Source organism: Acidocella sp. MX-AZ03 (genome assembly GCF_027626035.1).
GTDB lineage: Bacteria > Pseudomonadota > Alphaproteobacteria > Acetobacterales > Acetobacteraceae > Acidocella > Acidocella facilis.
This window is the reverse complement of sequence record NZ_CP110774.1, coordinates 1,502,443-1,529,344: the sequence shown is the minus strand read 5'-3', so window position 1 is coordinate 1,529,344 and position 26,902 is coordinate 1,502,443. Positions and strand designations below refer to the sequence as shown.

21 protein-coding genes, 3 tRNA genes and 4 pseudogenes are annotated in these 26,902 nt (G+C 63.8%); 10 read left to right on the top strand and 18 right to left on the bottom strand.

The annotated features are described in order from the left end of the window. Window positions 1-98: 98 nt before the first annotated feature. The 16 genes from GT370_RS08640 to GT370_RS08565 form a co-directional block, all read right to left on the bottom strand. Complete coding sequence (locus GT370_RS08640; RefSeq protein ID WP_270184232.1) at window positions 99-509, bottom strand: hypothetical protein; 411 nt, start codon at window positions 507-509, stop codon at window positions 99-101. Further along, window positions 506-1,666, bottom strand: a complete 1,161-nt coding sequence (locus tag GT370_RS08635) for a DHA2 family efflux MFS transporter permease subunit (protein WP_270184231.1) — start codon at window positions 1,664-1,666, stop codon at window positions 506-508. Before GT370_RS08635 ends, GT370_RS08640 begins: the two co-directional genes overlap by 4 nt. Then, window positions 1,663-1,986, bottom strand: coding sequence for an HlyD family secretion protein (locus GT370_RS08630; RefSeq protein WP_270184230.1), 324 nt, complete (start codon window positions 1,984-1,986; stop codon window positions 1,663-1,665). The genes GT370_RS08635 and GT370_RS08630 overlap by 4 nt, the downstream gene beginning before the upstream one ends. Then, entirely contained in the window at window positions 1,953-2,654 is a 702-nt protein-coding gene (locus GT370_RS08625; RefSeq protein ID WP_270184229.1) for an HlyD family secretion protein, read from the bottom strand. The genes GT370_RS08630 and GT370_RS08625 overlap by 34 nt, the downstream gene beginning before the upstream one ends. Window positions 2,655-2,804: 150 nt before the next feature. Continuing rightward, window positions 2,805-3,335 (bottom strand): transcription termination/antitermination protein NusG, encoded by a 531-nt coding sequence (nusG, locus tag GT370_RS08620; RefSeq protein ID WP_008492181.1) that lies wholly within the window; start codon window positions 3,333-3,335, stop codon window positions 2,805-2,807. Window positions 3,336-3,351: 16 nt separating this feature from the next. Beyond that, window positions 3,352-3,528, bottom strand: coding sequence for a preprotein translocase subunit SecE (secE, locus tag GT370_RS08615; protein ID WP_234731477.1), 177 nt, complete (start codon window positions 3,526-3,528; stop codon window positions 3,352-3,354). Window positions 3,529-3,582: 54 nt separating this feature from the next. Further along, a tRNA-Trp gene (locus GT370_RS08610) sits at window positions 3,583-3,659 on the bottom strand. A 118-nt stretch (window positions 3,660-3,777) separates the two neighbouring features. Then, window positions 3,778-3,851: transfer RNA gene (locus tag GT370_RS08605), tRNA-Gly, on the bottom strand. A 52-nt stretch (window positions 3,852-3,903) separates the two neighbouring features. Continuing rightward, window positions 3,904-4,647, bottom strand: a complete 744-nt coding sequence (locus tag GT370_RS08600; protein WP_008492183.1) for an ABC transporter ATP-binding protein — start codon at window positions 4,645-4,647, stop codon at window positions 3,904-3,906. Between the two features lie 3 nt (window positions 4,648-4,650). Then, the gene (locus GT370_RS08595) at window positions 4,651-5,652 is read right to left on the bottom strand and encodes a taurine ABC transporter substrate-binding protein (RefSeq protein ID WP_008492184.1); all 1,002 of its coding nucleotides are present in this window, start codon (window positions 5,650-5,652) and stop codon (window positions 4,651-4,653) included. Window positions 5,653-5,677: 25 nt separating this feature from the next. Further along, window positions 5,678-6,490, bottom strand: coding sequence for an ABC transporter permease (locus tag GT370_RS08590; RefSeq protein ID WP_008492185.1), 813 nt, complete (start codon window positions 6,488-6,490; stop codon window positions 5,678-5,680). Between the two features lie 214 nt (window positions 6,491-6,704). Then, on the bottom strand, window positions 6,705-8,216 hold the full coding sequence (locus GT370_RS08585; protein WP_008492186.1) for an acetyl-CoA hydrolase/transferase family protein: 1,512 nt from the start codon (window positions 8,214-8,216) through the stop codon (window positions 6,705-6,707). Window positions 8,217-8,602: 386 nt separating this feature from the next. Then, complete coding sequence (locus GT370_RS08580; protein ID WP_270184228.1) at window positions 8,603-10,408, bottom strand: TadE/TadG family type IV pilus assembly protein; 1,806 nt, start codon at window positions 10,406-10,408, stop codon at window positions 8,603-8,605. Window position 10,409: 1 nt separating this feature from the next. Then, window positions 10,410-11,060, bottom strand: a complete 651-nt coding sequence (locus GT370_RS08575) for a TadE/TadG family type IV pilus assembly protein (protein WP_008492189.1) — start codon at window positions 11,058-11,060, stop codon at window positions 10,410-10,412. Further along, on the bottom strand, window positions 11,060-11,584 hold the full coding sequence (locus tag GT370_RS08570; protein WP_008492190.1) for a TadE family protein: 525 nt from the start codon (window positions 11,582-11,584) through the stop codon (window positions 11,060-11,062). Before GT370_RS08570 ends, GT370_RS08575 begins: the two co-directional genes overlap by 1 nt. Window positions 11,585-11,725: 141 nt before the next feature. Continuing rightward, window positions 11,726-11,812: transfer RNA gene (locus GT370_RS08565), tRNA-Leu, on the bottom strand. Between the two features lie 303 nt (window positions 11,813-12,115). On the opposite strand from GT370_RS08565, the gene GT370_RS08560 reads away from it, so the two are divergent. Next, a complete protein-coding gene (locus GT370_RS08560; RefSeq protein ID WP_270184227.1) occupies window positions 12,116-13,741 on the top strand; it encodes a transglycosylase domain-containing protein in 1,626 nt (541 codons plus the stop codon). Between the two features lie 135 nt (window positions 13,742-13,876). Here the strand turns inward: GT370_RS08560 and GT370_RS08555 are convergent, their stop codons facing one another. Further along, a complete protein-coding gene (locus tag GT370_RS08555) occupies window positions 13,877-15,661 on the bottom strand; it encodes a monovalent cation:proton antiporter-2 (CPA2) family protein (RefSeq protein ID WP_008492192.1) in 1,785 nt (594 codons plus the stop codon). A gap of 157 nt (window positions 15,662-15,818) precedes the next feature. Between GT370_RS08555 and GT370_RS08550 the strand changes: the two genes are divergently transcribed. After that, a complete protein-coding gene (locus tag GT370_RS08550) occupies window positions 15,819-16,307 on the top strand; it encodes a hypothetical protein (protein WP_144052606.1) in 489 nt (162 codons plus the stop codon). Between the two features lie 96 nt (window positions 16,308-16,403). On the opposite strand, the pseudogene GT370_RS08540 reads toward GT370_RS08550, so the two are convergent. Further along, window positions 16,404-17,584, bottom strand: a pseudogene (locus GT370_RS08540) (UbiH/UbiF/VisC/COQ6 family ubiquinone biosynthesis hydroxylase). Window positions 17,585-17,931: 347 nt separating this feature from the next. On the opposite strand from GT370_RS08540, the gene GT370_RS08535 reads away from it, so the two are divergent. From GT370_RS08535 to GT370_RS08500, 8 genes and pseudogenes are all read left to right on the top strand, one after another. After that, window positions 17,932-19,257: an ammonium transporter gene (locus tag GT370_RS08535; RefSeq protein WP_051060135.1), complete on the top strand. Its 1,326-nt coding sequence runs from the start codon at window positions 17,932-17,934 to the stop codon at window positions 19,255-19,257. A gap of 133 nt (window positions 19,258-19,390) precedes the next feature. Further along, window positions 19,391-19,798, top strand: a complete 408-nt coding sequence (locus tag GT370_RS08530) for a group II truncated hemoglobin (protein WP_008492197.1) — start codon at window positions 19,391-19,393, stop codon at window positions 19,796-19,798. Window positions 19,799-19,910: 112 nt separating this feature from the next. Next, window positions 19,911-21,978 (top strand): annotated as a pseudogene (gene tkt, locus GT370_RS08525) (transketolase). A 2-nt stretch (window positions 21,979-21,980) separates the two neighbouring features. Then, window positions 21,981-22,993 (top strand): annotated as a pseudogene (gap, locus tag GT370_RS08520) (type I glyceraldehyde-3-phosphate dehydrogenase). Window positions 22,994-23,061: 68 nt separating this feature from the next. Further along, window positions 23,062-24,194 (top strand): annotated as a pseudogene (locus GT370_RS08515) (phosphoglycerate kinase). Between the two features lie 245 nt (window positions 24,195-24,439). After that, window positions 24,440-25,342 (top strand): DMT family transporter, encoded by a 903-nt coding sequence (locus GT370_RS08510; protein ID WP_008492201.1) that lies wholly within the window; start codon window positions 24,440-24,442, stop codon window positions 25,340-25,342. Beyond that, the gene (locus GT370_RS08505; RefSeq protein ID WP_008492202.1) at window positions 25,343-26,233 is read left to right on the top strand and encodes a class I SAM-dependent methyltransferase; all 891 of its coding nucleotides are present in this window, start codon (window positions 25,343-25,345) and stop codon (window positions 26,231-26,233) included. It begins immediately after the preceding gene. 93 nt (window positions 26,234-26,326) lie between these two features. Beyond that, the gene (locus GT370_RS08500; protein WP_008492204.1) at window positions 26,327-26,884 is read left to right on the top strand and encodes a type 1 glutamine amidotransferase domain-containing protein; all 558 of its coding nucleotides are present in this window, start codon (window positions 26,327-26,329) and stop codon (window positions 26,882-26,884) included. Window positions 26,885-26,902: the final 18 nt, after the last annotated feature.

Sequence of the window (26,902 nt, the reverse complement as noted above, 5' to 3'; positions counted from 1 at the left end):
ACACCACCCTGCATTGAGCTTTGTCATGAAACGCCGCTCCAAGGCGGCGCATAACTTTTGAAATCTTTTGCTGCGATGCAGCAAAAACCGGATTCGGCTCAGTGCCCGCCCGGGGCCGCCGGTCCGCTTGGCCGGCGGATGAAGAAGGAGGCCAGCAGCGCCACCAGCATGCCGATGGCCAGCAGCCCGAACGCATCGCCATAGGCGAAATAATTGGCTTGCTGCTTCAGCGTCTCGCCCAGCAGAATGATCGCCTGATGCCGCGCCGCCGCCGGATCGGACATGCCATGCGCCTCGAAATAATGCTGCATGGCGGCGATGGTCTGGCGCGTCGCTGGCTGCAGCAGGCTGACATGCTGGTTGATGATGAAAGAATGAAATTTTTCCCGGTTGGTGACGAAGGTCTCCACCACCGCCACGCCGATGGCCCCGCCCAGATTGCGCAGCATGTTGAACAAAGCCGAGGCCGAGCCCGCATCCTGCGCCGCGATGCCGGCGGTGGCGATCATGGTGATCGGCGGAACACCATCGCCTGGCCGACGGCGCGGATCAAATTCGGGATCAAAAGCTGCGGGCCGCTATCATTGGGCCCGAGATTGAGGTTCCAGAGCAGGCTGACGAAGAAGAGCAGAAACCCCAAACTCAGCAGCCGGCGCGGGTCCACCCGCTTCATCAGAAAGGGCATGCAGGGGATGATCAGCAGCTGCGGCAGGCCGATCCAGGCCATCACCGCGCCGGACTGGGCGGCGCTGTAGCCATGCGCCACGGCCAGATAAAGCGGGATCAGATACACCGCCGAATAGAGCACGAAGCCCAGCATGAAATTGGCGATCGAGGAGAAGCCGAAATTCCAGCGCGCGAACAGGCGCAGATTGACCAGCGGCGTTTCGTTGCCCGGCCGCAGCTCCTGGACCAGGAACCAGACCAGCGCCACGGCGGAGATCACCGACAGCTTGGTGATGAAGCCGGAACTGAACCAGTCATCCTTGTTGCCTTCCTCCAGCACGGTCTGCAGGCAGCCCAGCCCGATCGCCATGGTGAACACGCCGACCCAGTCGCCCTTCCAGAGCCGGTCCAGATGCATCGGCGCCGGTGAGAGCCCCCACATCAGCGCCGGCAGCATGATCGCGCCCGGCACCAGATTGAGGTAGAAGATATAGCGCCAGCCATAGGCATCGGTGATCCAGCCGCCGATGCTCGGGCCGATCGCCGGCGCGAAGGTCGCGGTCAGCGCGAACATCGAAAACCCGAGCGGCCGGGCGTGCGGGGGCAGCAATGTCAGCACGCAGACCAGCGCCAGCGGGATCAGCACCCCGCCGGAAAACCCCTGCAGCGCGCGCAGCGCCACCATCTCGGGGAAATTGGAGGTCAGCCCGCAGGCGGCCGAGAAAAACAGGAACAGCACCGCGTTGGCGATGAGATAGCGCTTCAGCGAGAAGACCCCGGCCAGCCAGCCGGAGAGCGGGATCACGATGATCTCGCCGATCAGATAGGCGGTGGAGATCCAGCCGCCATTATCCAGCCCGGTGCCGATGCCGCCCTGAATATCCGGCAGCGAGGTGTTGGTGACCTGAATATTGAGCACCGCCATGAAGGCGCCCAGCAGCGCCCCCATCACCGCGATCTTCGCCCGCAGCGGGACTGTCTCGGCGGCGGCGGCGTTCATGAGCCGCTGCGCGTATCGATATCCGTCTCCACCGACATGCCCGGCCGCAATTTGCCGATCTCCTGCGGGGTCAGATCGATCAGGATCTTCACCGGCACGCGCTGGACGATCTTGGTGAAATTGCCGGTGGCGTTATCAGGCGGCAGCAGCGCGAATTCCTGGCCGGAGGCCGGGTTGATGCTGTTGACATGGCCGCGCACCTTCAGCCCGGGGAAGCCATCGACATGGATGGTCACATCCTGCCCCGGATGCACATGGGTGATCTGGGTTTCCTTGTAATTCGCGGTCACATAGACCTGATCCAGCGGCACCACCGCCATGATCTGCGTGCCAGGCTGCAGATAATCCCCACCGCCACGGTCTTGTTGCCGATCACCCCGTCGAAGGGGGCGCGGATATCGGTATGTTCGAGATTGAGCTGGGCCTGGGCCAGCTGCGCCTGGGCCTGCGTCACCGCCGCCTGCGCGCGCTTGAGCTGGGCGTTCAGCACATCCACCTGGCGCTGCGCGCCCTGCAGGCTGGCATTGTCGGCGGCAAGCTCCGCCCGGGCGGTCTGCACCGAGGTGTCGGCCTGGTCGATCGTCTGCACCGGCGCCGCGCCGGAGCTGGAGAGGCGGCTATAGCGGCGCTGATTCTGGGTGGCGAAGGCGAGGCGGGCCTGATCGCCCTGCAGGGCGGCCTGGGCAGCGGCGATCTTGGATTGCTGCAGGGTCAGCAGGGCCTGGTCATTGGCCACATCCGCCTCGGCGGCGGCCAGCGCGCCTTGCGCCCCCTGCACCGCATTGCTGTAATCGCGCGGGTCGATGCGCGCCAGCAGCTGGCCCTTGGTCACCTCCTGGTTCTCATTCACCGCCACGTCCGCGACATAGCCGCTGACCTTGGCGGCGATCAGGCTGGAATCCGCGGCGAGATAGGCGTCATCGGTGCTGACGATATATTGCCCGACCAACAGGTAATTGACGATCCAGAGGCCCAGGGCAACCAGCACGACAACAATACCGGCGCCAACCAGAAGGCGGCGCCGGGAAGAGGAAGAAGATGTATCCGGCACGTCATCCGACTCACAAAATGTGCAGCCAGAGATAGAGCCTTAAACCGCAATTACAAGATGGTGAGAAATTCTGACAGACTTGCCGAATCAGAGCTTCTCAACCTGCCCATATTCGAGATCGACAGGGGTGGAGCGGCCGAAAATCGAGACAGAAACCTTAACGCGCCCCTTTTCCTCGTCCACTTCCTCGACGACGCCGTTGAAGCTGGTGAAGGGACCATCGGCCACGCGTACCTGCTCGCCCACCTCGAAGATGACAGCCGGACGGCGCTGGTCGGTGCCTTCCTCCTGCTGCTTCATGATGCGCTCGGCTTCGGCATTGGTGATCGGGCTCGGCTTGTTCTTGCTGCCCAAAAAGCCGGTGACGCGCGGGATATCCTTGACCAGATGCCAGGTGTCATCGGTCATATCCATGTTGATCAGGATATAGCCGGGGAAGAATTTGCGCTCGGTATTCACCTTCTGGGCGCGGCGAACCTCGGTCACTTCCTCGGTCGGCACCACGATGTCGCCGATATGATCCGCAAAGCCCTTCAGCTCCGCCTGCTCTTTAACCTGCTGGGCGATCTTTTTCTCGAACCCGGAATAGACGTGCAGGACGTACCAGCGCTTGGCCATCGAATCTTCCTTAATCTCAGGCGCCGAAGAGGGAGCGCATGCCAAAGCCGATCAGCGAATCGACGCCGAGCAGCAGCAGGGCCATGATCACCACCATCGCCAGGACGAGGCCGGTGAGCTGCACCGTTTCCTTGCCGGAGGGCCAGGTGACACGATTCGCCTCGGTGCGAACCTCGCGCGCGAATTTCAACACGTTGAACGCCAAGACGGACCACTCTCCAAAAACTGCAAAATGCTGGGATAGGGATGGCAGGGGCGGAGGGTCTCGAACTCTCAACCTCCGGTTTTGGAGACCGGCGCTCTAGCCAATTGAGCTACGCCCCTATCCGTACCAGCATGGAAGCGCCTTCCACACTTTGCAGCGCCGGATGTCAAGTCCCCGGCCTGTCCGTCGCGCATTTTAAACCGGTTCCGGTCTCCCGGAGGGCTAAAATCCGCGCTTTGGAGCGGGTGACGGGAATCGAACCCGCACAGCCAGCTTGGAAGGCTGGGACTCTACCATTGAGCTACACCCGCTTGCGCGCCCCATGGTTAAGCCAAAGCGGGGCTGGGAGGCAAGGGCGGGGGCTCAATGCGGCTGCCCGGCCAGAATCCGCCGGGCGGCGCGTTTCAGCTCCAGAAATTCCGGGCTGGCCGTCATGTCCCAGCCGCGCGGGCGCCCCAGCTTCACCGGCGCATCCAGGCAGACCCGGCCGGGCCGCGCCCCCATCACCACCAGCCGGGTGCCGAGCATGATCGCCTCGTCGATATCATGGGTGACGAAGATCACGGTGGCGCGAATCCGCTCCCACAGCTCGGTGAGGAATGCCTGCATGGTCTCGCGGGTCTGCGCATCCAGCGCGCCGAAGGGCTCGTCCATCAGCAGCACCCGCGGATGCATCACCAGCGCCCGGGCGATGGCGACGCGCTGCTGCATGCCCCCGGAGAGCTCATAGGGGCGATGATTTTCAAACCCCTTCAGCCCGATCAGCTCGATCACCCGGTCCACCTCCCGCCAGGGGATGTTGGAGCGCCCGCGCAGCCTTAAGCCGAAGGCGATATTGTCGCGCAGGCTCAGCCACGGATAGAGCCCGGCCTTCTGGAACACCACCACGCGCTCCGGGCCGGGGCCGGTGATCTCCTGGCCATCGAGCGTGATCCGCCCGGTGCTCGGCGCCTCCAGCCCCGCCAGCATGTTCAGCAGGGTGGATTTGCCGCAGCCCGAGCCGCCGAGGATGGTGACGAAGCTGCCATCCTCGACGGTGAGCGAGATCTCATCCAGCGCGCGTACATCCTTGAAGCTTTTAGTGACGTGCGCGATCTCGATCGGCATGTTTTACTGCGCCGCTTTCGCCGCGAAGCTGGCATCCACCGCCGCGCCGGGGTCTTTCAGCGGCGTCATGATGCGGCCGATCTTCATCAGCACGTCGGAGGTGGCCGACAGCGTCTTGCCGGTGGCGGAGGACGCGCCACCGCCCATCACATCCGCGCTGCCCTGGTCCTTGGCCGAGAAGATCTCATAGCCTTTCAGCTCGGTGGCGGCGGTCTTCTCATCGATGCCGGCCTGCTGGGCCATGATCGCCAGCGCCTGTTGCGGGTTCTGTTTGGTGTAGGTCACCCCCTCATCCAGCGCCTTGATGAACTGCACGGTCAGGTTCGGATGCGCCTTCACCCAGTTGGTGTTGGCGATGCAGATATTGTAGGAGGAGGCGCCGCGCGGCAGGTCCGCATCGGTCTTCAGCACTTTCGCGCCCTGCGCCTGCAACGCATCGAACACCGGATCCCAGACGATGGCCGCGTCGATCGCCTTGGTGGTGTAGGCGACCCGCATTTCCGGCGGCGACATGTTGATCTGATGCACGGCATTGAAGGGAATGCCGGCCTGCGCCAGGAAGGTCGCCAGCTCAAAACTCGCCTGCGAGCCTTGCACGATGGCGATCTTCTTGCCCTTCAGGTCGGCGATGGAATTGATCCCCGCTCCCGGCCGCACGGCGATGCCGGCCGCCGAAGTATAGCGCTCCTGGTTATAGATGATCGCCAGCGGCAAGCCTTGCGTCAGTGCCGCGACGAAAGGCGGCATACCCAGCCCGCACATGAATTGCAGCGAATTGGAGGCCAGCGCGCTCATCGCCGCCGGTCCGGAATCGAAATATTTCAGCGTCACGTTGGCATCGAGGTCTTTCTGGAAAAGTCCCTGGCCCTGGCTGACCATATAGGGATCAGCGCCGTTATTCTCATAGCCGATGACCACATCCGGCTTCGCGGCCAGCGCCGCTCGGGCGCCCAGGCCAAGGCCCGCCGCGCCCAGAAGTGCCGCCCGTAAGATTCCTAACACCATGATGCCCCCTTGCTTGTTTGAAATTTCACTCACGCCCGCGCCAGGGCACGATGCGCGCCTCGACGAGCCGGATCACCAGCTCCATCGCATAGCCGAGACTGCCGATGACGATGATGCCGGCGATGACAACCGCAACCTGCAAGGCCTGGCCGGCATATTGCACGAGCCAGCCGAGCCCCTGATCCGCCGCGATCAGCTCCGCCGCGACCAGGCAGGACCAGGCGACGCCAATGCCCACCCGCATCGCGGTGAAGATTTCCGGCAAGGCCGAGGGCAGCACGACGAGATTGAAAATCTGCCGTGGTGTGGCGCCCAGCGTGCGCGCCACCGCCAGGCGCAAAGGCGGTGTCGCCTTCACCCCGGAAATGGTGCCGATGATGATCACCGGGATGGTGCCGACCAGGATCAGCAGCACCTTCGGCAGCTCGCCAATGCCAAACCACACCACCAGCAGCGGGTTATAGGCCAAAGGCGGCACCGGGCGGATGAATTGCAGAAACGGATCGACGATGCGGAACACCAGATTCACCCGCGCCATCAACAACCCCAGCGGCACGCCGATGGCGACCGCGCCAAGAAAGCCGATGGCCACACGCAGCGCGCTGGCGCCGATATCCAGCCAGATCGTATGGCCGCCATAGCCGATGCTGAAGAGAATGACGAAAGCCTGCCAGACCGCGCCAGGCGAGGGCAGGGCGACAGGCGGGAAAAGTTGCAGCAGCGAGGCCGCCTCCCACAAAGCGAGCGCCACCGCCAGTACGATGATCGTGGTCAGCCCGCTCGCATGCGGCAACCGCGCGCCCAGGGCGAACACCGATTCCCGCTCAGTCTTGGCCATAGGAAGCTTTCACGGAGGCTTGTTTAAACATTGTGCAAAGACCTCCGAGTGTCACGCTCATGCCGTCAGCATTGCCTGAATTTTCGGCTGATACAAGGCGAAATGGCGGCTGATCGGGTGTGGTGCGCGCGCTCATGGTGCCAGTTATAAGGTTTTTATGATGCCAGCGATGCAATGAAGGCGCCTCTGCCAGGCAGGGGCGCCTTCGCGTGGCTCAGTGGCGCATCGTGCCGGTCTCGATGAAGCGCTGATGCCAGGACAGCGCCTCCCCCGGCAGGCAAGGCGATTGCTGGCCATAGGAAAACCGGCGGGCGCGCTGGTAATAATCCTGCAGCAGCGGCCGGTAATCCGGATGCGCGCAATTCTCCATCACCAGCTTCGCCCGCTGCTTCGGCGACAGTCCGCGCAGATCCGCCAGCCCCTGCTCGGTGACGATCACCGCCACATCCTGGGTGATATGGTCCACGTGCGCCGCCAGCGGCACGATCGAGGAAATCGCCCCGTCCTTCGCGGTGGAGGGGGTCATGAAGATGGAGATGTAGGCATTGCGGGCAAAATCTCCGGAGCCGCCGATGCCGGTCTGGATCCGGCTGCCCATGATCTGGGTGGAATTCACATTGCCGTAAATATCCGCCTCGATCAGCCCGTTCATCGCGATGCAGCCAAGCCGGCGCACCAGCTCCGGATGGTTGGAAATCTCTTGCGGGCGCAGGATCATATGTTTGCGATACTCGGCCATATTGTCATTCATCCGCTCCGCGGCCGTCGGCGAGAGCGAGAAGGCGGTGGCCGAGGCCAGGCGCAGCTTGCCGCTATCGAGCATGTCCAGCATCCCGTCCTGGATCACTTCCGTGTAGGCGGTGAGGTTCTCGAAGCGCGATTCATTCAGCCCGGCCAGCACCGCATTGGCGATATTGCCCACCCCCGATTGCAGCGGCAGCAGATGCTCCGGCAGCCGGCCCATCTTCACCTCATGCTCCAGGAAGTCGATCAGATGCCCGGCAATCGCGTTGGCGGTGGCATCGGGCTTGGCGAAGGGCAGGTTGCGGTCCGGCGCATTGGTCTCAACCACCGCGATGACCTTCGAAGGGTCGCACTTCAAGGTCGTCTGGCCGATCCGGTCATCCGGGCGGATCAGCGGAATCGGCACCCGGTTCGGCGGCAAAGCGGTGCCGTAATAAATGTCATGCACCCCTTCCAGCGCCTCATTCTGCCAGTGATTGACCTCCAGAATGATTTTCTCCGCCCGGTCCACCCAGGTTTTGGAGTTGCCGACGGAGGAGGAGGGGATCAGCGACCCATCCTCGGTGATGCCGACCACCTCGATCAGCGCCACATCCAGCTTGCCCAGAAACCCCTGCCAGGCCATCGGCGCCACCTGGCTGAGATGCATGTCGAGATATTCCATCTCGCCCTTATTGATCTTCTCGCGCGCGATCGGGTCGGAATTGAACGGCAGCCGGAATTCGATGCCATCGGCCTTGGCCAGGGCGCCATCCAGCTCCGGCCCGGTGGAGGCGCCGGTCCAGATCTTCACCCGGAAGGGATTGCCCCCGGCCCGCGCCGCCTCGATCCGCCTAGCCAGCGCCTGCGGGACCGCCTTGGGATAGCCCGACCCGGTAAAACCGCTCATCCCCACCGTACAGCCGGGCGGAATCAGAGCCGCCGCCTCGTCGACGGACATGAGTTTCTGGCGCAGTTGCAAGGATCTGATACGGGTCGTCAATTTATTTCCTCCTGAACATTTTAGGCCCTAACGGCGCGAGCGCTCCGCAAATTAGCCAGCATGGAGGGGGTACAGGGTCGGCCGGGGTGGGCACCCGGTCTCAGGAATGTACCCGCTCCGATGCGAAGCGGGTCATGGCGCGGCGATGGAGCCATGTCCATTCGCGTGAAAATACGCGAACAGACTGTCTCGCTATGGGACGAAATGATCGCGGTGAGTGCGGACCCAGCCCCTGACCCAAGCTTAGTTCGTGAGAACGGCGCCGGTTGAGGAGGTTGGCGTGACACTCAGGCCGGACGCGGAGCCGTTGGACACCGACAGGTCCGAGCCATTTCCACAAAAATATGCGGTCTCGGTCTCCAGGGCCGAGCCTTGCTCGTCAGGGTTCACATAGCTGTAGCCATAATTCGGTGCGGTGAAATTATAGGCGATGGGGGAGAGTTGCTCGGCGGAGCGTCTGTTGTCATCGCAAAGATGTCCGTCAGTCCGGTAATGTTTTTCAGCGGCGCAATGGTGCCGCCAACGGATTGATTCCCGCCAATGCTGTTGGTCTTGGCCGCCGCGGCGCAGGCCTTATCGAGTTGGCCGTAAGCGTCGTTGGTTGAGCCAATGCCGGTGGTGTCAGAGTTCGGATCCCGGGCCAGCACGGAGGGTGAATAGCTCGATGTCGGAGAAGGGATCGATTTCACCGTGGTGGTGGCGTTATGTGAGGACGTGTAGCCACCGCCGACAGTGGCGATTTCCGTCGCTTCATAGGCTTGGTCGTTATTGGAATAGTTCGTGTTGGACGAACCGCATTGCTGCCGCCAACCATAACCGGAACAAGTAGGGGTGAATTTGACCGCGAAGGTTTCCTGTTCCGTCCACGCCACGTTATAACCGTTCTGCACGGTGATTGTGGTCACGTATGTATCATGAGAGATTAGCGTGCCAGGCCCAGAGAAATATAGTGCTTTGCCGGCGTATGGGTTGCTGCAGCTTGTCGCGCCGCCGGGGCAGACGACCGCATATTCCTGGGTGTTGGCGTTGCTATCCAGCATCTGAACGTTGTCATATTCGTCGTTCACAAAGGTGATCATTCCGTTATTGGCGGTGGAAGGCGTCACATTCACGGAATAATTCAAAATCAGCGAACCGCCGAGATAGATCGGCGTGTAGTTTGCATTGGCGTAGCTCCCTGTCGCGCAGGTCGTGGAGATCGACACATGCGCACCGGTATAGTTGCTATAGCCTAGATTTTCCGGGCAAACGACGGTTCGAGGGGAAATTGTGAGGTTGTTGTTGACCGCAATCCAGCTGCCAGAATTCGCCGTTCCGTTGATATTGTAAAGTTGCTCGGTTTGGCCGGTGCCGAAGGTTATGCTGCCGCAATATGAGCTATTCGCGGGCACATTATAGACACCCTTCATATCCGCCGAAAAATTGCCGCTCGACGAGCAGCCGTAATTATTCTGGCCAGGCAGGGCGTTATAGGAAAGCGAGGTCGGGGCGGTATTGTTGAGGCTGTCTAGAAAATACGCATTACCTGACGAGCTGCCGCCTGAGTATGCCGATCCTGCCCCAATGCCGGATGTGTGCGACCCAAGCATTTCGCTGCCGCCATATCCACCGGAATAATAAGATTGAGCGAAATCGGCGAAATTGCTGCTTTGTCCAGGCGTGGATCCAGCATTTCCGGAGACGAGCTGTGCCGTCGCGGATACCGATATATCCTCAAAGGGCAGATGCATGTGAAAGATGGAATTGGTCTGCCTGGCGGTGGCAGAAACCGTGACGCAGTAGGTCCCCGTCGAACAGGCCGTTTTACTTTCGGTGAAGCTGCCGCTGCTGCCGCACACGGTGGCGTCGGATCCAGTGCAGCCGATTGAGATATTGGGGCCGTTCTGTAAACTCACGGCGCCTGAAATGCCGGCATAAGCAGCGTTGAAGGCGGCTGTCGCCACGCCGTTGCCGTTGCTGGCGTTGATCTCGTTTGCATAGGCACCGACGCCCGCGAGCGCCGCCTGGTCGGCCGCCGCTTGCAACTGCGCGCGTGAAGCCGAGATGCGGGCGAAATCTACCCCCGCGCCAACAGCGAGGATCATCGTCGGCAGCATAAGCGCCCACATCAAGGCTGTGGCGGCTCTGCGCTCCTTCAGCAATCTGAGGATATTTAGGCCTTTGTGGAAAAGTCTTATCTGTGCGTGCTTCATGTCAACCGCTGCATGAAAGAGGTTGAGGCGTTAAGCCAGTAACCGTGAGGCTGGTGGTCGTCGAGGCGTACGCCCATCTTGTCAGCACCTGCTGGGTCAGCGTCGGGGAGGTGTTGAGCCAGAGTCCGACGATACCAGGATAGGTCAGCGTCGCCCTGACGATAATGGCGTTGTCGCCTACGGCGCCGTTGGTTTTTGGCAGCATGCCGCCAGCGCCATTGGCGGTGGCCAAGCCGCAAGCCGAATTGCCGCCGATCACCGCGGACGTCACCGGTGTACAACTGGCGCCACTAAAATCCTGTTCCCAATAATTCACCGCACTGCCCGGTGTCGTGGTCGTCACGCTCGCGATATCGATGGTCAGGCCATTGGCGCTAAAGGGCTGCAGACCCTTCACCGCGCCATAACATATATCCTGAGGCGTACTGGAAGACATGGCCGACCCATCCGGGCTCTGATACGCCACAGCCTGGGCCACGGTGGCGGCGACAATGTTCAGTTTCTGCGAAGTTCGTAACAATGTCAGGAGTTCGAAAGAGCCAATGAACACAACCAAGAAAAACGCCATGATGATGGCGAATTCGACGGCGGCGGTACCGCGTGTGTCAGGCCAAGGCCAAAGGCGGCGGACGGTGCGCTGGGATCCCGGCATCAATTTACCGCGACCGCTTGAGCGGAAATCAGAGCTGATGTTGGATTGCCGGTCAACAAGACGTTAAGCGCGGGGATCGTTTGCCCAGAGAAAGGCAGATAGGGAAGAAAATCGATCCAGGCGGGGAGTTTATAGGCGACTTGCACGAGCACGGGATAAGGTCCGCCTGAACTGGGAATGGTGGGGAAATCGCCACTGGGCGATAGCTGTCCGGATGAGCTGACCGAGGCCGCCGTAATTCCTGAAAAAGTCTGGGTTGAGGTGTTGGCTTGAACTTCAACCTGAAGTGATGTTGTGCCGCATGGAGCAACCGCGCCGAATTCTCCGCACACTGTGGAAACGAATTGCGTGCTGTTGGTGATTTTGCCAAGCAGAAGCTGTCGGGCGGCGTTTCGAACGGCATCATCCAGACTCATTTGCCAGAATTGGCATATTCCCATCATCATGAACCCCATGGTGAAAAGGATCATGAAGCTGCCGATCAACGCGAATTCAACAGCCGTGGCTGCTTTAGTCTCGCTCATCACGGACAGATATGGTTTCGGAAACCGGCTCATTTATAAATTAACATACCAGCGTATAAAAAAGGTTTCTTGACTGACTTTATAATATATTAAAGCCAACTCATTAACCACAAAAATTAGTGTGATGAGGTTTCCGCAGGCTGGTACGGACGGCCGGAATCGAACCGGCACGGGATTGCTCCCAACGGATTTTAAGTCCGTTGCGTCTACCAGTTTCGCCACGCCCGCACGCCGCCTGTTTACCCGTTCTGGCGGCGCGGTCAAACCCGGTGGTTGACGTCGCCCCCTTCCTCTTGGCAGCAGGGACGGGATGCCCAGCCCGCCCAAGCCCCCGCCAAAGCCGTCGCCCAAGCAGGGCCCCAAGCCGGGCTCCAAAGCGCCCGCGAAGCCGGCGCTGAAGCCCGCGCTGCGGCCCTCGCCGCAGCTGCTCCGGCGCGCCCGGCATGGCTGGGCGGCCACTCGCATCCTGGTCATCCTCGCCATCTGGGGGCGCTGGCCTGCTTCCTGGTCGGGCTCTGGTTCACCTGGGATTTGCCGAATCCGGCCATCGCCGTCACCCAGACCCGCCGCCCCGCCATCCGTCTGCTCGACCCGCAAGGCCATCTTCTGGCCCGCTTCGGCGATGTCTCCGGCCAGGTCGTGCTCCCCGCCGCCCTCCCGCCTTATGTCCCCGCCGCCTTCATCGCCATCGAGGACCGGCGCTTCGCCAGGCACGGCCCGTTCGATTTCATGGGCATTTTCCGCGCTTTGGTCTCTGACATCGTCCACCGCCACGTGGTGCAGGGCGGCTCGACCCTGACCCAGCAGGTGGCGAAAACCCTGTTCCTCGGCAACCAGCGCACGCTGCGCCGCAAGGTGCAGGAGGCGGTGCTGGCGCTGTGGCTCTGGCACCATTACAGCCGCCAGGAGATCCTCGGCATCTATCTCAACCGCGTCTATCTCGGCGAAGGCGCCTACGGGATCGACGCCGCCGCCCGGCTCTATTTCAACGAGCCCGCCAGCCGGCTCAGCATCGCCCAGGCCGCCATCCTGGCCGGGCTGCCGAAGGCGCCCTCCAGCCTCAACCCGCTGGTCAATTCCCAGGCCGCCGCCAACCGCGCCACCCAGGTGCTGGATGCGATGGTCTCAACCGGCGCGCTCTCGCCCGAGCAGGAAAACGCGGCCGCCGCCCAGCTGGCGGACGCCGCCTCGCCGATCTCGCGCACCTCCTGGTTCGCGCTCTGGACCATGCAGCACGAGGCCGATGTGATCCCCGAAGGCGAGGACATCGCCTTCACCACCACCATGTTTCCGGGCGTGCAGACCGCCGCGCAGGCGGCCCTGGATTCCACCATCGCCGAACAGGGGGCCAAATATCGCGTCTCCCAGGGCGCCATCGTCGTGCTCGATGCGCGCAGCGGCGCGGTGCGGGCGCTTGTCGGCGGGGTGGGGGACCGGGAGGGTTATAACCGCGCCGTGCTCGCCCGCCGTCAGACCGGCTCGGCGATCAAGCCGGTGGTCTGGCTGGCCGGGCTGCTGGCCGGGATGTCGCCGAACGAGACGGTGCTGGACGGCCCGCTCAACATCCATGGCTACCGCCCGCATGATGATGAAGCCTATCACGGCGAGGTCAGCCTGACTGAGGCCCTGGCGGATTCGATGAACACCGCCGCCATCCGCATCTTGATGCGCGCCGGCGGCCCGCGCCGGGTGATCGCGGTGGCGCGGTTGCTCGGGCTGGATGATCATTTCCCCAAGGACGCGACGATGGCGCTGGGCACCGGGGCGGTCGGGGTGCTGCAACTCGCCAGCGCCTATGCGGTGTTTTTCAATGGCGGCGAGCGTGTCACGCCTTATGGTGTCACCGCCATCAATGGCGCGCCGGCGCATATCGAGGCGCCGGTGCCGGTGGTGCCAGCGGGCGATGCGCAGGCGGTGGCGGGGATGATGCGCCAGGTCGTGCTCTCCGGCACCGGCCGCGCCGCGTTCATCCTGGGCGTTTATACGGCGGGCAAAACCGGCACCACCCAGGATTATCGCGATGGCTGGTTTGTTGGCTACGCCAAGGGGGACATTATCGCTGTCTGGCTTGGCAATGATGATAACAGCCCGGCGGAAAAGCTCTATGGCGGCACGCTGCCGGCGGAGATTTTCAAGGAAATTGCGGGAGCTTTATAAAAGTTTTTTGGTGCCGCTTTTTTTCAAAAAAGCGGCGAAAACGTTTGGGGTGTTGGTGACACCGTTGCCAACACCCCAAACGTTCTTGGGAACTTTTTGAAAAAAGTTCCCAAACCCTCAAAAACTTTTGCAACCTTAAGCCGGCTTGGCGTCGTCCTCCTCCATGTCGCTCTGGTCGGTCTCGAACAGATCCTGCAACTCTTTCGCCGCCTCCTGCGCGGTCTGGATCAGCCGGCCCTCGTCATTCCCGTAAGCGTAGGTCTCGTGCAGAATCTGGTCGTCATGCCGCCGGAACAGCTCAATCGCGCGTTTCGCCTGCGCCTCCGGCACATCCAGCGCCTCCAGCACAATCTCGGTCAGCCGCAGCGAGGAAAAGAACGTCTCACGCACGAAATGGTCCACCCCGGCGCCCATCAGCGCATGCACATGGTTGCGGTTGCGCGCCCTGGCGACGACACGCAGCTGCGGGAATTTCCGCCGCACCATCTCCGCCACCCGCACGCTGGCTTCCATATCGTCCAGAGCGATCACCAGCACTTTCGCGCTCTCCGCCCCGGCGGCGCGCATCACCTCCTCACGCGTCGGGTCGCCGTAGAACACCCGCACCCCGAAGCGCCGCACGAAATCCACCTGGGTCGAGCTGCGATCCAAAGCGGTGTAGCGGATCTTCTGCATCGCCAGCACGCGCCCGATAATCTGCCCGACGCGCCCGAACCCGCAAATGATCACCGGCGAGGCCTGCATGTCTTCCAGCTTGTCGTAAGGCCGCGCCTTCTTGGCTTCCAGCTTCGGCTGCACGAAGCGCTCGGAGAGGGTGAACAGAATCGGCGCCGCCAGCATCGAGAGCGCGATGACGAGATTGGCCTCCGCCGCCAGCTCCTTCGCCAGCGTCCCCTGCGCCACCGCGGCGGCGAACAGCACGAAGCCGAACTCACTGCCCTCCGGCAGCACGGTGGCAAAGCGCAGCGCCGCCCCCTTGATGCCGCGCCGCAGATAGGACACCCCGTAACCGATGCCGGTTTTCACCGCGACCAGGCCGATCACCAGCCCGGCAATCTCCAGCGGCTTATGCAGCAGCAGCCCGAGATCGGCCGACATGCCGACGGACATGAAGAAGAACCCCAGCAGCAGCCCCTCGAACGGTTCCACATCCGCCTGCAACTCATGCCGGTAATCTGAATCAGAGACCACGACCCCGGCCAGAAACGCGCCGAGCGAGGCCGAAAGCCCGGCCCATTCCGCCAGTGCCGCGGTGCCCACCACCAGCAGCAAGGCGGTGGCGGTGAACACTTCCGGCACCTTGGCGGACGCGACCATCCTGAACAGATAGGGCACCAGCAGATAGCCGCCGGCGAGAATCCCCGCCACCGCCGCCGCCCCGCGCGCCACCGCGATCCAGGAGAAATGCGCCGAGCCGCCGCCGGCCAGGATCGGCAGCAAGGCCAGCACCGGAATCGCCGCCATATCCTGGAACAGCAGCACGGCGAAGGCGTCGCGGCCGGGAATGGTGGGCAGCAGATTGCGCTCGGAGAGCAAAGGCAGGGCGATGGCGGTGGAGGAGAGGGCGAGGCCGATGCCGAGCACCAGCGCATCCAGCGCCGGCACGCCAAAGGCCATCGCCGCCCCGGCCAGCACGGCGGAGGTCGGCAGCATCTGCGCCGCGCCCAGCCCGAACACCGCCTTGCGCAGCACCCAGAGCCGATGCGGGCGCAGCTCCAGCCCGATCAGGAAGAGCAGCATGGTCACGCCGAGTTCGGAGACATTGCTGATCTGATCGACATTATAGACCAGCCCAAGCACCGAGGGGCCGATGATGACGCCGGCGGCCAGATAGCCGAGAATGCTGCCCAGCCCCGCATAGCGCGAGAGCGGCACGGCGAGGACGATGGCGGCGAGCAGGATCAGCAGGGTCGTGAACATCGTCTGTTCTTTAGAGGAAAAGCTCGGCCTGCGTGTTAAAAATCAAACATTATAAGCATTTAGCTTTCACGCTCAGGAAGGCTTTGGCTTGTGGCGTCCGGGCGGGCACGATAACGTCATATTCAATTGGCGTTATCGCAGTAGGGCCGAGCGGCAAATGAGTACGACAGAACCAGATCAACCGCGTGACCGCAGGACCTATCCGGACGCGAAGACGCTCAAGCGTATCGGCGCGGGCTTCGGTTTTTCTCTTCTATCCTCAATTGCCTTCACTTCAACGCTGCTCGGTGTCGTCTCTGAGAAAGACTGGGATCATTATATGTTTCCCTATGGTCTAGTGGCCACGGTGATCATATTCTGGCCGCTGGTCAAATATCCGCGTGGCTGGTTGGCCAATGCCACGCTGCAAAATTTGCGGCGCTTCAATATCGCAGCGCGCGGCCTCGCATGGTTTTATATCGCCAACTTTCTCGTCGATGTCCTGCTCAGCCTCCTCTATACCGTTCCCTACAATGCGACTTTCGTCGCTGTTGCCGGGGTTTTGGCGGTTTTCCTGTACTTTCCCATCAGCCTTCTCTGGTCTCTGCATCATTATAAATGGTTCGACCCCAACTCCCGACCCAGCGAATGGCAGTCCGGAACCTGAACGCGCACCGAAGCCGTGGAAAATAAAAGCCGCTTTTTGGCGCGCTCTTCGTAAGTCCAAAAAACGGCGAACCCCCAAAAACTTTTGAAACTTAAGCTATCGCCCCATCGCCGCCAGCATGAAGCGCTGCTTCAGCCGGGGCAGGCGTTCCACCGCCGCCAGGCCGAGGTCGCGCGCCAGCCGCACCGGCGGGAAATTGGTCGAGAACAGCCGGTCCAGCGCATCCATGCCCAGCAGCATCGCCATGTTCACCGGCCGCTGCTTCGCCTGATAGGCGCGCAGCACCGATGAAGCCCCGGATCCTGGGCCGCCGAAGCCAGCGCCAGCAGTGCCGCCGCATCCCGCAGGCCGAGATTGAGCCCCTGGCCGGCGATCGGGTGTACGCCATGCGCCGCATCCCCCACCAAAGCCAGCCTTGTATCGTAATAGCGCGAGGCGTACATCGCATAGAGCGGATAGAGCCAGCGCCGCCCGGCCGGGCGCAGCGCCCCCAGCCGGTTGCCCAGCCTCGCACGCACCTGCGCCAGCAGCGCCGCATCCTCCATGCCATAGAGCAGCTTGGCGTTGGCGTCGCTCTCGGTGAAGACGATGGCGGAGACGTTCGGGTGCTCATCCGTGCCGGTCATCGGCAGCACCGCCAGCGGCCCCGCCGGCAGGAAATGCTCCAGCGCCACATTGTCATGCGGCTTTTCATGCGCCACCGCGAACACCACGGCGGTCTGATGATAAGGCAGCCGGGTCACGCTGATCCCGGCCTGCTGGCGCAGCGGCGATTGCCGCCCCTCCGCCGCCACCACCAGCCGCGCGGTGAAATGCTCATCGCCGACGCTGATCTCCACCCCCTCCTCATGCCGGGTCACCCGCGCCTGCGCCGGGGCGCGGACGATCACCTCGGACTCCGCCAGCGCCGCATTCAGCGCCACCCGCACCGAGCGCGCCTCGACGATCCAGCCGAACGGTTCGTCCCCCACGGCGCGATGGTCGAAATGCAGCTTCAAAGGGGAGGGGGCGCGGCCGGGCTTGCCGTCCGTCACGTCGATATCCTTGATCGGGCAGGGCGCGAAGGGCAGGCGGTCCCACAGCCCGGCCTCCTGCAGCAAGGGCCGGCAGCCCTGGGCGATGGCATAGGCCCGGCCATCGAAATCCGGGTGCTCCATCGGTTTCAGATCGGCCGTATCGACCAGTAACACCTTGCGGCCCCGTGCCGCCAAGGCCAGGGCCAGCGTGCCGCCCACCGGGCCGGCGCCAATGACCGCGATCTCGCATGTTTGCGTCATGACCCGATCTTGCCAGAAAATCCGGCGCCGGGAAACCGGCCGCGCCGGTGGAAATATTGCGGCCTCAACATAACGCGCCGTTCATCCATTTCGTGCAGTGAAGAAAATTTGAACAAATTATTGCCGCTAAATTAGGCAGTCTCATTTCACTCAATTGCCTCTCCGCCGCCTCGCACAGCGTCCGCCGCCATGAATTGCCCGGCCCCTGGCCCCATATCCGCGCCGCCTGGTCTGGCACGCTCCTTGCTCAGCAGTGATTTGCCTATCGCACTGAGCTGTCATGATCACGCGCTACCGGCCTGTTGGGCTCCAGGCCACAAGGTAGCGCCATGAGGAACGAGGACTTGATGACGAAAAGATCTCTTTTGGGCGTGCCCGCGGGCCTTGGCCTGGCAGCGTTTGGCTGCGCCCCCGCCCTGGCGCAGACGGCCGCTCCGACCCCGACCCTGAATTCGGGCGACACCGCCTGGATGCTGACCTCTTCGGCCATCGTGCTGATGATGACCATCCCGGGCCTGGCGCTGTATTATGCCGGCCTGCTGCGCAAGAAGAACATGCTCGCGATGCTGATGCAGATGTTCTTCACCACCGCTCTGGTCACCGTTCTGTGGTGCATCGTCGGCTACAGCCTGGCCTTCACCGCCGGCTCCGGCCCGCTCGCCGGCGTGTTTGGCGGCTTCTCCCGCGTGATGCTGCAGGGCACCGGGCTCAACGGCCTCTCCGGCACCATTCCTGAGACCGTGTTCGCGTTCTTCCAGTGCACCTTCGCCATCATCACCCCGGCGCTGATGCTGGGTGGCCCGGCTGACCGTCTGAAATTCTCTTCCTCCATGGTCTTCGTCGGCGTCTGGCTGCTGCTGGTCTACTGCCCGATCGCCCACATGGTCTGGGGCCCCGGCGGCTTCCTCGGCAATCTCGGCGTGCTCGACTTCGCCGGCGGTACCGTCGTGCATATCGACAGCGCCGTCCCCGGCCTGATCGCCGCCATCATGGTCGGCAAGCGCTCCGGCTATGGCCGCGACAACATGGCCCCTGCCAATCTGGGCTATGCGATGGTCGGCGCCGCGCTGCTGTGGGTGGGCTGGTTCGGCTTCAATGCCGGCTCCGCGCTCACCGCTGGCGGTCAGGCTGGCATGGCCGCGATCAACACCCAGCTCGCCACCGCCGCCGCGGTGCTCTCCTGGGTCATCGTGGAATGGATGGTCAAGGGCAAGCCGAGCCTGCTGGGCGCCATCTCCGGCGCGGTCGCCGGCCTCGTCGCCATCACCCCGGCCTGCGGCTTCGTGCCGGTCGGCGGCGCGCTGGTCATCGGCCTGGCGGCTGGCGTGGTCTGCTTCTGGGGCGTCACCGGCTTCAAGAACATGTTCGGCTATGACGACGCGCTGGATGTCTGGGGCGTGCATGGCCTCGGCGGCATCCTCGGCGCGCTGCTCACCGGCGTGTTCGCGGTGGCGGCTGTCGGCGGCACCGGCCATTCCGGCCTGATCGACGGCAACCCGAAGCAGATCCTGATCCAGGCCGAGGGCATCATCGTCACCATCGTCTACGATGCCGTCATCTCTTACATCATCCTGAAGCTGATCGACCTGACCATGGGTCTGCGCGTCTCCAAGGAGGACGAGATCGAGGGGCTGGATATCACCCAGCATGGCGAGGTCATCCAGCACGGCTAAACCGCCTTGGATTACCGCGTAAAAGCAGCCCTCCCGGCGCGAGCCGGGAGGGTTTTTCTTTGCCCGCGATGATCTGGATCAAGGGAGAGGCGGATTTTATTTGCTCTCACAGTGCTTTTTGGGTGGGCAGGGCATGAGCGAGGCAACACAGCTTGATTATTACGAACGCGCCGGGGGCGCTGACGGGGTGCGCGCCCTGGTCGAACATTTCTATGCGGTGATGGAGAGCAACCCCGCTTACAAGAAACTGCGCGACATGCACGCGCCGGATCTGGGGCCGGTCTGCGAGGATTTCATCGGCTTTCTCACCCTCTGGCTCGGCGGCCCGCGCGACTGGCTGGCCCAGCGCGGCGGCTTCTGCGTGATGAGCCGGCATGCGCCGATGGGCATCACCCCGGAGACCGCGCGGCAATGGCTGGCGGCGATGGATGAGGCGCTGGCGGCGCGGTTGACCGACACCGCCCTGCGCGCGAAAATGGCCGAGGCGTTCGCCCGTCTGGCCGATGGCATGCTCCGCATGGCGCAGGCCCGGCGCGCGTGACCGCCATGCCGCGTTGATCAGCCCTCTGCCGGGGGCGAAAGCAGGCGGTTTGGGAACAGGCGCGTTATTCTTCCCGTCCCTCGCCGGGTTGCTGCCGGGGACGTGAAGTATTATGCACGCGCCCATCATCGAGGATTGGCAGAGTATGGCGAGCATTGCGGGTAATTCGGGCAACGAGGCGGCGCTGGCCCGCCAGGCGGCGCTGCTGGCGCAGGAGCCGGGCGAGGACCGGGCGATGGCCAACGCCATCCGCGCTCTGGCGATCGACGCCGTGGAAGCCGCCAAATCCGGCCATCCCGGCATGCCGATGGGCATGGCCGACGCCGCCACCGCGCTCTACCGCAAATTCCTGAAATTCGACGCCGCCGCGCCGGACTGGTTCGACCGCGACCGGTTCGTGCTCTCCGCCGGCCACGGCTCCATGCTGCTCTACGCGCTGCTGCACCTCACCGGCCATGAGGGCATGGGCATCGAGCAGCTCAAATCCTTCCGCCAGCTGCATTCCCCGCCGCTGGCCATCCGGAATATGGCGAGCATCCCGGCATCGAGATGACCACCGGCCCGCTCGGCCAGGGCTTCGCCACTTCGGTCGGCATGGCGCTGGCGGAGCGCATGCTCGCCGCCAAATTCGGCAAATCTCTGGTCGATCACCGCACCTGGGTGATCGCTGGCGATGGCTGCCTGCAGGAAGGCGTCTCGCACGAGGCCGCGGCGCTCGCCGGGCATCTGAAGCTGAACAAGCTGACCGTGCTGTGGGACGATAATTCCATCTCCATCGACGGCGCCACCAGCATGTCCACCTCCGAGGACACGCTGAAGCGCTTTGCCGCCTATGGCTGGGCGACCAAGCGCATCGACGGCCATAATGTCGAGGAGCTGACGGCGGCCCTGGCCTTCGCGCAGAAATCCTCGAAGCCGACCATCATCGCCTGCAAGACCATCATCGGCTTCGGCGCCCCGACCAAGGCCGGCACCGCCGGCGTGCATGGTTCCGCCCTGGGCGGCGCCGAGGCGGAAGGGGCGAAGAAGGCGCTGGGCTGGAACCATCTGCCCTTCGTGGTGCCCGAGGAGATCTACACACCCTGGCGCGAGGCCGGTGCGCGCGGCGGCGCTGCCCGCCGCGCCTGGCTGAAGCGCCTGGCCAAGCATCCGATGCGCGCCGAGTTCGAGCGGGTGATGGCCGGCAAGCTGCCCGAGGGCTGGGCCGAAGCCATGTCCGCCTACAAGGCCAGCCTGGCCGAGAGCAAGCCTAAGCTCGCCACCCGCCAATCCAGCCAGAAGGCGCTGGAAGTGCTGGTGAACGCGCTGCCGGAGCTGGTCGGCGGCTCCGCCGATCTCACCGGCTCCAACCTGACCCTGATCAAGGGTATGGGCGATGTGCTGCCCGGCGAATATGGCGGCCGCTATATCTATTATGGCATCCGCGAATTCGGCATGGCGGCGGCGATGAACGGCATCGCGCTGCATGGCGGGCTGATCCCTTATGGCGGCACCTTCTTCGTCTTCTCCGACTATATGCGCCCGGCCATCCGCCTCGCGGCATTGATGCACACCCGCGCCATCCATGTGCTCACGCATGATTCCATCGGGCTGGGCGAGGACGGCCCGACTCACCAGCCGATCGAGCATCTGGCTTCCTTGCGCGCCATGCCGAACGTGCTGGTGCTGCGCCCGGCCGATGCGATGGAAACCGCCGAGGCCTGGGAAATCGCCATCAAGAACGCCAAGGGGCCGAGCCTGCTGGTGCTCTCCCGCCAGGCCGTGCCCGCCTTGCGCGACGCCGCCAACGGCAACAAGACGGCCCGCGGCGCCTATGTGATCGCCGAGGCCAATGGCAAGCGCGCCGCCACCATCATCGCCACCGGCACCGAAGTCTCGCTGGCCATCGCGGCGAAGAAGACGCTGGCGGCGCAGGGCATCGAGGTCGCGGTGGTCTCCGCTCCCTGCTTCGAGCTGTTTGCCCAGCAAAGCGCCGAGTACCAGAAAGAGGTGCTGGGCGATGCCCCGCGCATCGGCGTGGAAGCGGCAAGCGGCTTCGGCTGGGAGCGCTGGCTCGGCGCTGACGGAATTTTCATCGGCATGACCGGCTTCGGCGCTAGCGCCCGGCGGAAATCCTGTACGAGCATTTCGGCATAACGGAAGCGGCAATCGTGGCCGCCGTTAAGAAAGAAGGAAACTGAACGTGGCTGTAAAAATCGCGATTAACGGCTTCGGCCGCATTGGCCGTCTGGTTCTGCGCGCGCTCATCGAGAGCGGGCGTACCGATGTGGAGCCGGTGCTGATCAACGATCTCGGCTCCGTTGCCGACAACGCCCACATGTTCCGTTACGATTCCGTGCATGGCCGCTTCCCCGGCACCGTCGAGGTGCAGGGCGACAGCCTGGTCATCACCCATAACGGCCGCACCTATGCGCCGATCAAGGTGACCGCCGAGCGCGACCCGTCCAAGGTGCCGCTGCAGGGCGTCGATGTGGCGATGGAGTGCACCGGCCTGTTCACCAAGCGCGAAGCCGCCGCCCAGCTGCTGGCCGCAGGGCCCGCAAGGTGGTCGTCTCCGCCCCGGCGGATGGGGTGGATGCCACCATCGTCTTCGGCGTGAACCACAAGTCGCTCACCAAGGAGATGCAGGTGATCTCCAACGCCTCCTGCACCACCAACTGCCTGGCGCCGGTCGCCAAGGTGCTGCACGAGACTTTCGGCATCGAGCGCGGCTATATGGTCACCATCCACTCCTACACCGGCGACCAGAAGACCGTGGACACGCTGCACAAGGATCTGCACCGCGCCCGCGCCGCTGCCCTCTCCATGATCCCGACCTCCACCGGTGCCGCCAAGGCCGTCGGGCTGGTGCTGCCGGAGCTGAAGGGCAAGCTGGACGGCACCGCCATCCGCGTTCCGACCCCGAACGTGTCGCTGATCTCGCTGGATGTCGTGCTCAAGAAGCAAGGCTCGGTGGAAGAGATCAACGCCGCGATGAAGAAGGCCTCCGAGGGCGAGCTGAAGGGCATTCTCGGCTATTCCACCGACAAGCTGGTGAGTGCCGACTTCAACCATGTCCCGGCCTCCTCCACCTTCGATGCGCCGCAGACCACCGTCGTCGATGGCGGCCTGACCCGCGTGCTCTCCTGGTACGATAATGAGTGGGGCTTCTCCAACCGCATGTCCGACACCGCCGCCTATTTCGGCGCGCTGTGAGCAACACGTTGGATAACGCCAAAGTTGCGGGGCAGCGTGTGCTGCTCCGCGCCGACCTGAACGTGCCGATGCAGAACGGCAAGGTCTCCGACGCGACGCGGCTTGAGCGTCTCGTGCCCACCATCAAGGAACTCACCGAGAAGGGCGCGAAGGTCATCGTGCTCAGCCATTTCGACCGGCCGAAAGGCAAGGTGGTGCCGGAAATGTCGCTGAAGCCGATCGCCGAGGCGCTGGGCCGGGTGCTGGATAAGCCCGTCGCCTTCGCCGAGGATTGCATCGGCCCGGTGGCCGAGGCGGCGGTGGCCAAGCTCAAGAATGGCGATGTGCTGGTGCTGGAAAACACCCGCTTCCATGCAGGCGAGGAGAAGAACGACGCGGCCTTCTCCGAAGCCCTGGCGAAGCTGGGCGATATCTATGTGAACGACGCCTTCTCCGCCGCCCACCGCGCCCATGCCTCCACCGAGGGCGTGGCCCGGCATCTGCCCGCTTTCGCGGGGCGATTGATGCAGGCGGAGCTGCACGCGCTGGAAGCCGCACTGGGCAACCCGCAGCGCCCGGTTGCCGCCATCGTTGCCGGCTCCAAGGTCTCCACCAAGCTCGACCTTTTGAATAATCTGGTCGCCAAGGTGGATATTCTGGTGATTGGCGGCGCCATGGCCAACACTTTCCTGGCGGCGCAGGGCCATGATGTCGGCAAATCGCTGCAGGAGAAGGATCTGCACGGCACCGCGCTGGAAATCATGAAGGCCGCCGCCGCCAAGGGCTGCGAGATCTTCCTGCCGAAGGATGTGGTGGTGGCGCAGAATTTCGCCGCCAACGCGCCGACCCAGGTGGTGAGCATCGACGCGATTCCGGCCGATATGATGGCGCTGGATGTCGGCCCCGCCACGGTGGAGGCTTTCATTGAACGCCTGCCGCACATCAGGACCATCATCTGGAACGGCCCGCTCGGCGCCTTCGAGACCAAGCCGTTCGACCACGGCACCAACACTTTGGCCGCCGCCATCGCGCAGGCGACCAAGGAGGGCAAGGTGATCTCGGTCGGCGGTGGGGGGATACCGTCTCCGCGCTGAAGCTGGCGGGGGTGCATCATGACCTCACCTATCTGTCCTCGGCGGGCGGTGCCTTCCTGGAATGGATGGAGGGGAAGATCCTGCCGGGTGTGGAAGCGTTGAGCAAAGGGTTTTCGAACCTAGGCTGAGGATTTTAAAAAACCCTTGTGAATTTGCAAAAGTTTTTGAGGGTGTGGGAACTTTTTCCAAAAAGTTCCCACAAACGTTTGGGGTGGTGGCGACGCTGTTGCCACCACCCCAAACGTTTTTTTACGGTCAAGCATTTGTGCATGATTGACCGGCGCGGCGCGCTTATGGACAGCGCGGCGCGATCTTCCTACCCATGCTGCGTCCGCCGTGTTGGACAAACCCTCTGTCACCCTAGGCGCCTCGCATGAGCCTGTCGGCCCTCTCCCCGTCGCTTCAGGCCCCGCGCGCGCGGGGCTTTCTGCTGCTGCTGGCCTCCGTGTCGCTGTGGGGCTTCGCGCCCATCGGCAATCGCTATTTCATCGGGCCGACCCATCTCGGTTTCCCCGCCGCCTCCTATATGGCGCTGCGCTATGCCATCGCGGCGTTCTGCTTCACCCCGGGTGTTATCGTAGCGCTGCGATCCTGGAGCAAGCGGGACTGGCTGCGCGGGGCGCTGTGCGGCTTCGCCGGGGTCTCGGTTTATAATCTGCTGGCCGGTCAGGCGGCGCGCAGCGTCTCCGCCGGTCTGGCCGGGCTGCTGAACTCCACCGAAACGCTGATGATCCTGCTGCTCGGCTGCCTGATCGCCAGGCGCGCCCCTGGCCTGCGGACGATCTTCGCGGCGCTGCTGGGGGCGGCCGGCATCGCCCTGCTGGCGGCCTCTTCCGGCCCGGCCGAGGGCTCGCTCAGCGGTATTCTGCTGCTGCTGGGCTCCGCCAGCGGCTGGGCGATCTACTGCGTGCTGGTGCCGCCGCTAATCCGCAAGCATGGCGCGCTGCAAACCTCGGCGGTGACGATGTTTCTCGGCACCATGCCGCTGCTGCTGCTCGGCGGCGCCGGGCTGCCGGCGATGGTCCATGCGCTCACCGGCTGGGACTGGACCTTTGCCCTGGGGCTGGCGATTGGCGGCTCGGTGGTGGCGCTGATCGCCTGGAACAAGGGCGTGGCCGAGCTGGGGGCGCAGACGGCGAGCTGGTTTCTCTATCTGCTGCCGGTGTTCAGCGCCCTGGGCGGGCGGCTGCTGCTGGCCGAACCGCTGACCCTGGCGGAGCTGGCCGGCGGGGTGATGATTTTAAGCTCGGTCTATATCGCGCAGAGGCGCCGCTAGATGCAGGATGGCTGGTCGCGCTGGCTGGCCACGGGACGCGATGGCGGCGATGCGCAGGCTCGCGCCCGGATCGACGCGCAGACCCAGGCCTTCGCCGACAGGCTGCTGGCGGCGCTGACGCTGCGGCCGGGCATGAAGCTGCTGGATATCGGCAGCGGCGAAGGGTTGGTCGGCTTCACCGCTCTGGCCCGTGAGCCGGGGCTGGAGGTCTGTTTCACGGATGTCTCGGCCGCTTTGCTGCGCCTCTGCGAGACCCGCGCGGCGGCGCAGGGCTCCACAGGCTGCCAGTTTCTGCAGACGCCGGCGGCTAGCCTGGCGGGCGTGGCGGATGCCAGCCAGGATGCCGTCACCGCCCGCTCCGCCCTGGCCTATGAGGCGGACAAGCCGGCCGCCTTCGCCTCGATCTTCCGGGTGCTGAAGCCCGGCGGCTGGTTTTCCATCGCCGAGCCGCTGTTTCGCGAGGAGGCGCTGGCCGCCGCCGCCATGCGCGCCCGGCTGGAGGCGGCGCCCGAACCGTCCCTGGCGCTGCTACATCGCTGGAAGGCGGCGCAATTTCCGGATCATGCCGAGGCCATCGCCGCTAACCCGCTGACCAATTACGATGAGCGCGATCTGCTGCGGATTGCCCGGCTGGCTGGCTTCTCGCCGCTGCATCTGGAATTGCATATCGATATCGAGCCAGCCCCGCCGCGGGATTGGGCGGCCTTTCTGCAAAGCTCGCCGCATCCGCTCGCGCCTTGCCTGGCGGAAATCCTCAAGCGCGATTACAGCGCCGAGGAGGCCGCAACGCTGGAAGCGGCCCTGCGCCCGGTGATCGAAGCCGGCGGCGGCGCGCAGCCACGGCGGATGATCTATCTCTCCGGCCAGAAGCCGTTCCTGGCGGCGAGATGAGGAAGGCGTCACCTGGGTTGGATTTCCAGGCGCGCTGCCCAGCTAGCGTAGTCCACCCCACAGGCGGCATCGCCGCCCAGACAGGAGGACTTTATGAGCAATCTGAAACATCTGAAAATCGCGGTGCTGGCCACTGACGGTTTCGAGCAATCCGAGCTGACCGAGCCGGTGCGCGCCTTGCACGAGGCCGGCGCCAGGCCGGTGGTGATCGCCCCGCATGAGGGGCAGATCCAGGGCATGAAACATGACAAGCCCGGCGACAAGGTGAAGGTCGAGCAGGTTCTGGACCATGCCAATGCCAAGGATTTCGACGCGCTGGTGCTGCCGGGCGGCGTGGCCAACCCGGATTCCCTGCGCATTAACAAGGAGGCTGTGGCCTTCATCAGGCAGTTCGTGCAGGCCGGCAAACCGGTGGCGGCGATCTGCCATGGGCCGTGGACGCTGATCGAGGCCGGGGCGGTGAAGGGGCGCAAGCTGACCTCCTGGCCTTCCTTGCGCACAGATCTGAAGAATGCCGGGGCGGAGTGGGTGGATCAGGAGGTGGTGGTGGACGGTATGCTCGTCACCTCGCGTAACCCTGACGATCTCCCCGCCTTCAACAAGGCCTTGCTGAAGCTGCTGGAAACCCACCAGGGTGCCAGGGCGGCGTAAGCAGGCGCGACAATGACG

Coding starts and splice junctions, on each gene's coding strand:
- GT370_RS08555 (WP_008492192.1), bottom strand. CDS start 15,661: ATGTTCACGACCCTGCTGATCCTGCTCGCCGCCATCGTCCTCGCCGTG.
- GT370_RS08630 (WP_270184230.1), bottom strand. CDS start 1,986: ATGGCGGTGGTGCCGCTGGATCAGGTCTATGTGACCGCGAATTACAAG.
- GT370_RS08535 (WP_051060135.1), top strand. CDS start 17,932: ATGACGAAAAGATCTCTTTTGGGCGTGCCCGCGGGCCTTGGCCTGGCA.
- GT370_RS08600 (WP_008492183.1), bottom strand. CDS start 4,647: ATGCCGATCGAGATCGCGCACGTCACTAAAAGCTTCAAGGATGTACGC.
- GT370_RS08510 (WP_008492201.1), top strand. CDS start 24,440: ATGAGCCTGTCGGCCCTCTCCCCGTCGCTTCAGGCCCCGCGCGCGCGG.
- nusG (WP_008492181.1), bottom strand. CDS start 3,335: ATGGCCAAGCGCTGGTACGTCCTGCACGTCTATTCCGGGTTCGAGAAA.
- GT370_RS08590 (WP_008492185.1), bottom strand. CDS start 6,490: ATGGCCAAGACTGAGCGGGAATCGGTGTTCGCCCTGGGCGCGCGGTTG.
- GT370_RS08530 (WP_008492197.1), top strand. CDS start 19,391: ATGAGCGAGGCAACACAGCTTGATTATTACGAACGCGCCGGGGGCGCT.
- GT370_RS08505 (WP_008492202.1), top strand. CDS start 25,343: ATGCAGGATGGCTGGTCGCGCTGGCTGGCCACGGGACGCGATGGCGGC.
- GT370_RS08575 (WP_008492189.1), bottom strand. CDS start 11,060: ATGCCGGGATCCCAGCGCACCGTCCGCCGCCTTTGGCCTTGGCCTGAC.
- GT370_RS08550 (WP_144052606.1), top strand. CDS start 15,819: ATGAGTACGACAGAACCAGATCAACCGCGTGACCGCAGGACCTATCCG.
- GT370_RS08580 (WP_270184228.1), bottom strand. CDS start 10,408: ATGAAGCACGCACAGATAAGACTTTTCCACAAAGGCCTAAATATCCTC.
- GT370_RS08635 (WP_270184231.1), bottom strand. CDS start 1,666: ATGAACGCCGCCGCCGCCGAGACAGTCCCGCTGCGGGCGAAGATCGCG.
- GT370_RS08640 (WP_270184232.1), bottom strand. CDS start 509: ATGATCGCCACCGCCGGCATCGCGGCGCAGGATGCGGGCTCGGCCTCG.
- GT370_RS08595 (WP_008492184.1), bottom strand. CDS start 5,652: ATGGTGTTAGGAATCTTACGGGCGGCACTTCTGGGCGCGGCGGGCCTT.
- GT370_RS08500 (WP_008492204.1), top strand. CDS start 26,327: ATGAGCAATCTGAAACATCTGAAAATCGCGGTGCTGGCCACTGACGGT.
- GT370_RS08570 (WP_008492190.1), bottom strand. CDS start 11,584: ATGAGCGAGACTAAAGCAGCCACGGCTGTTGAATTCGCGTTGATCGGC.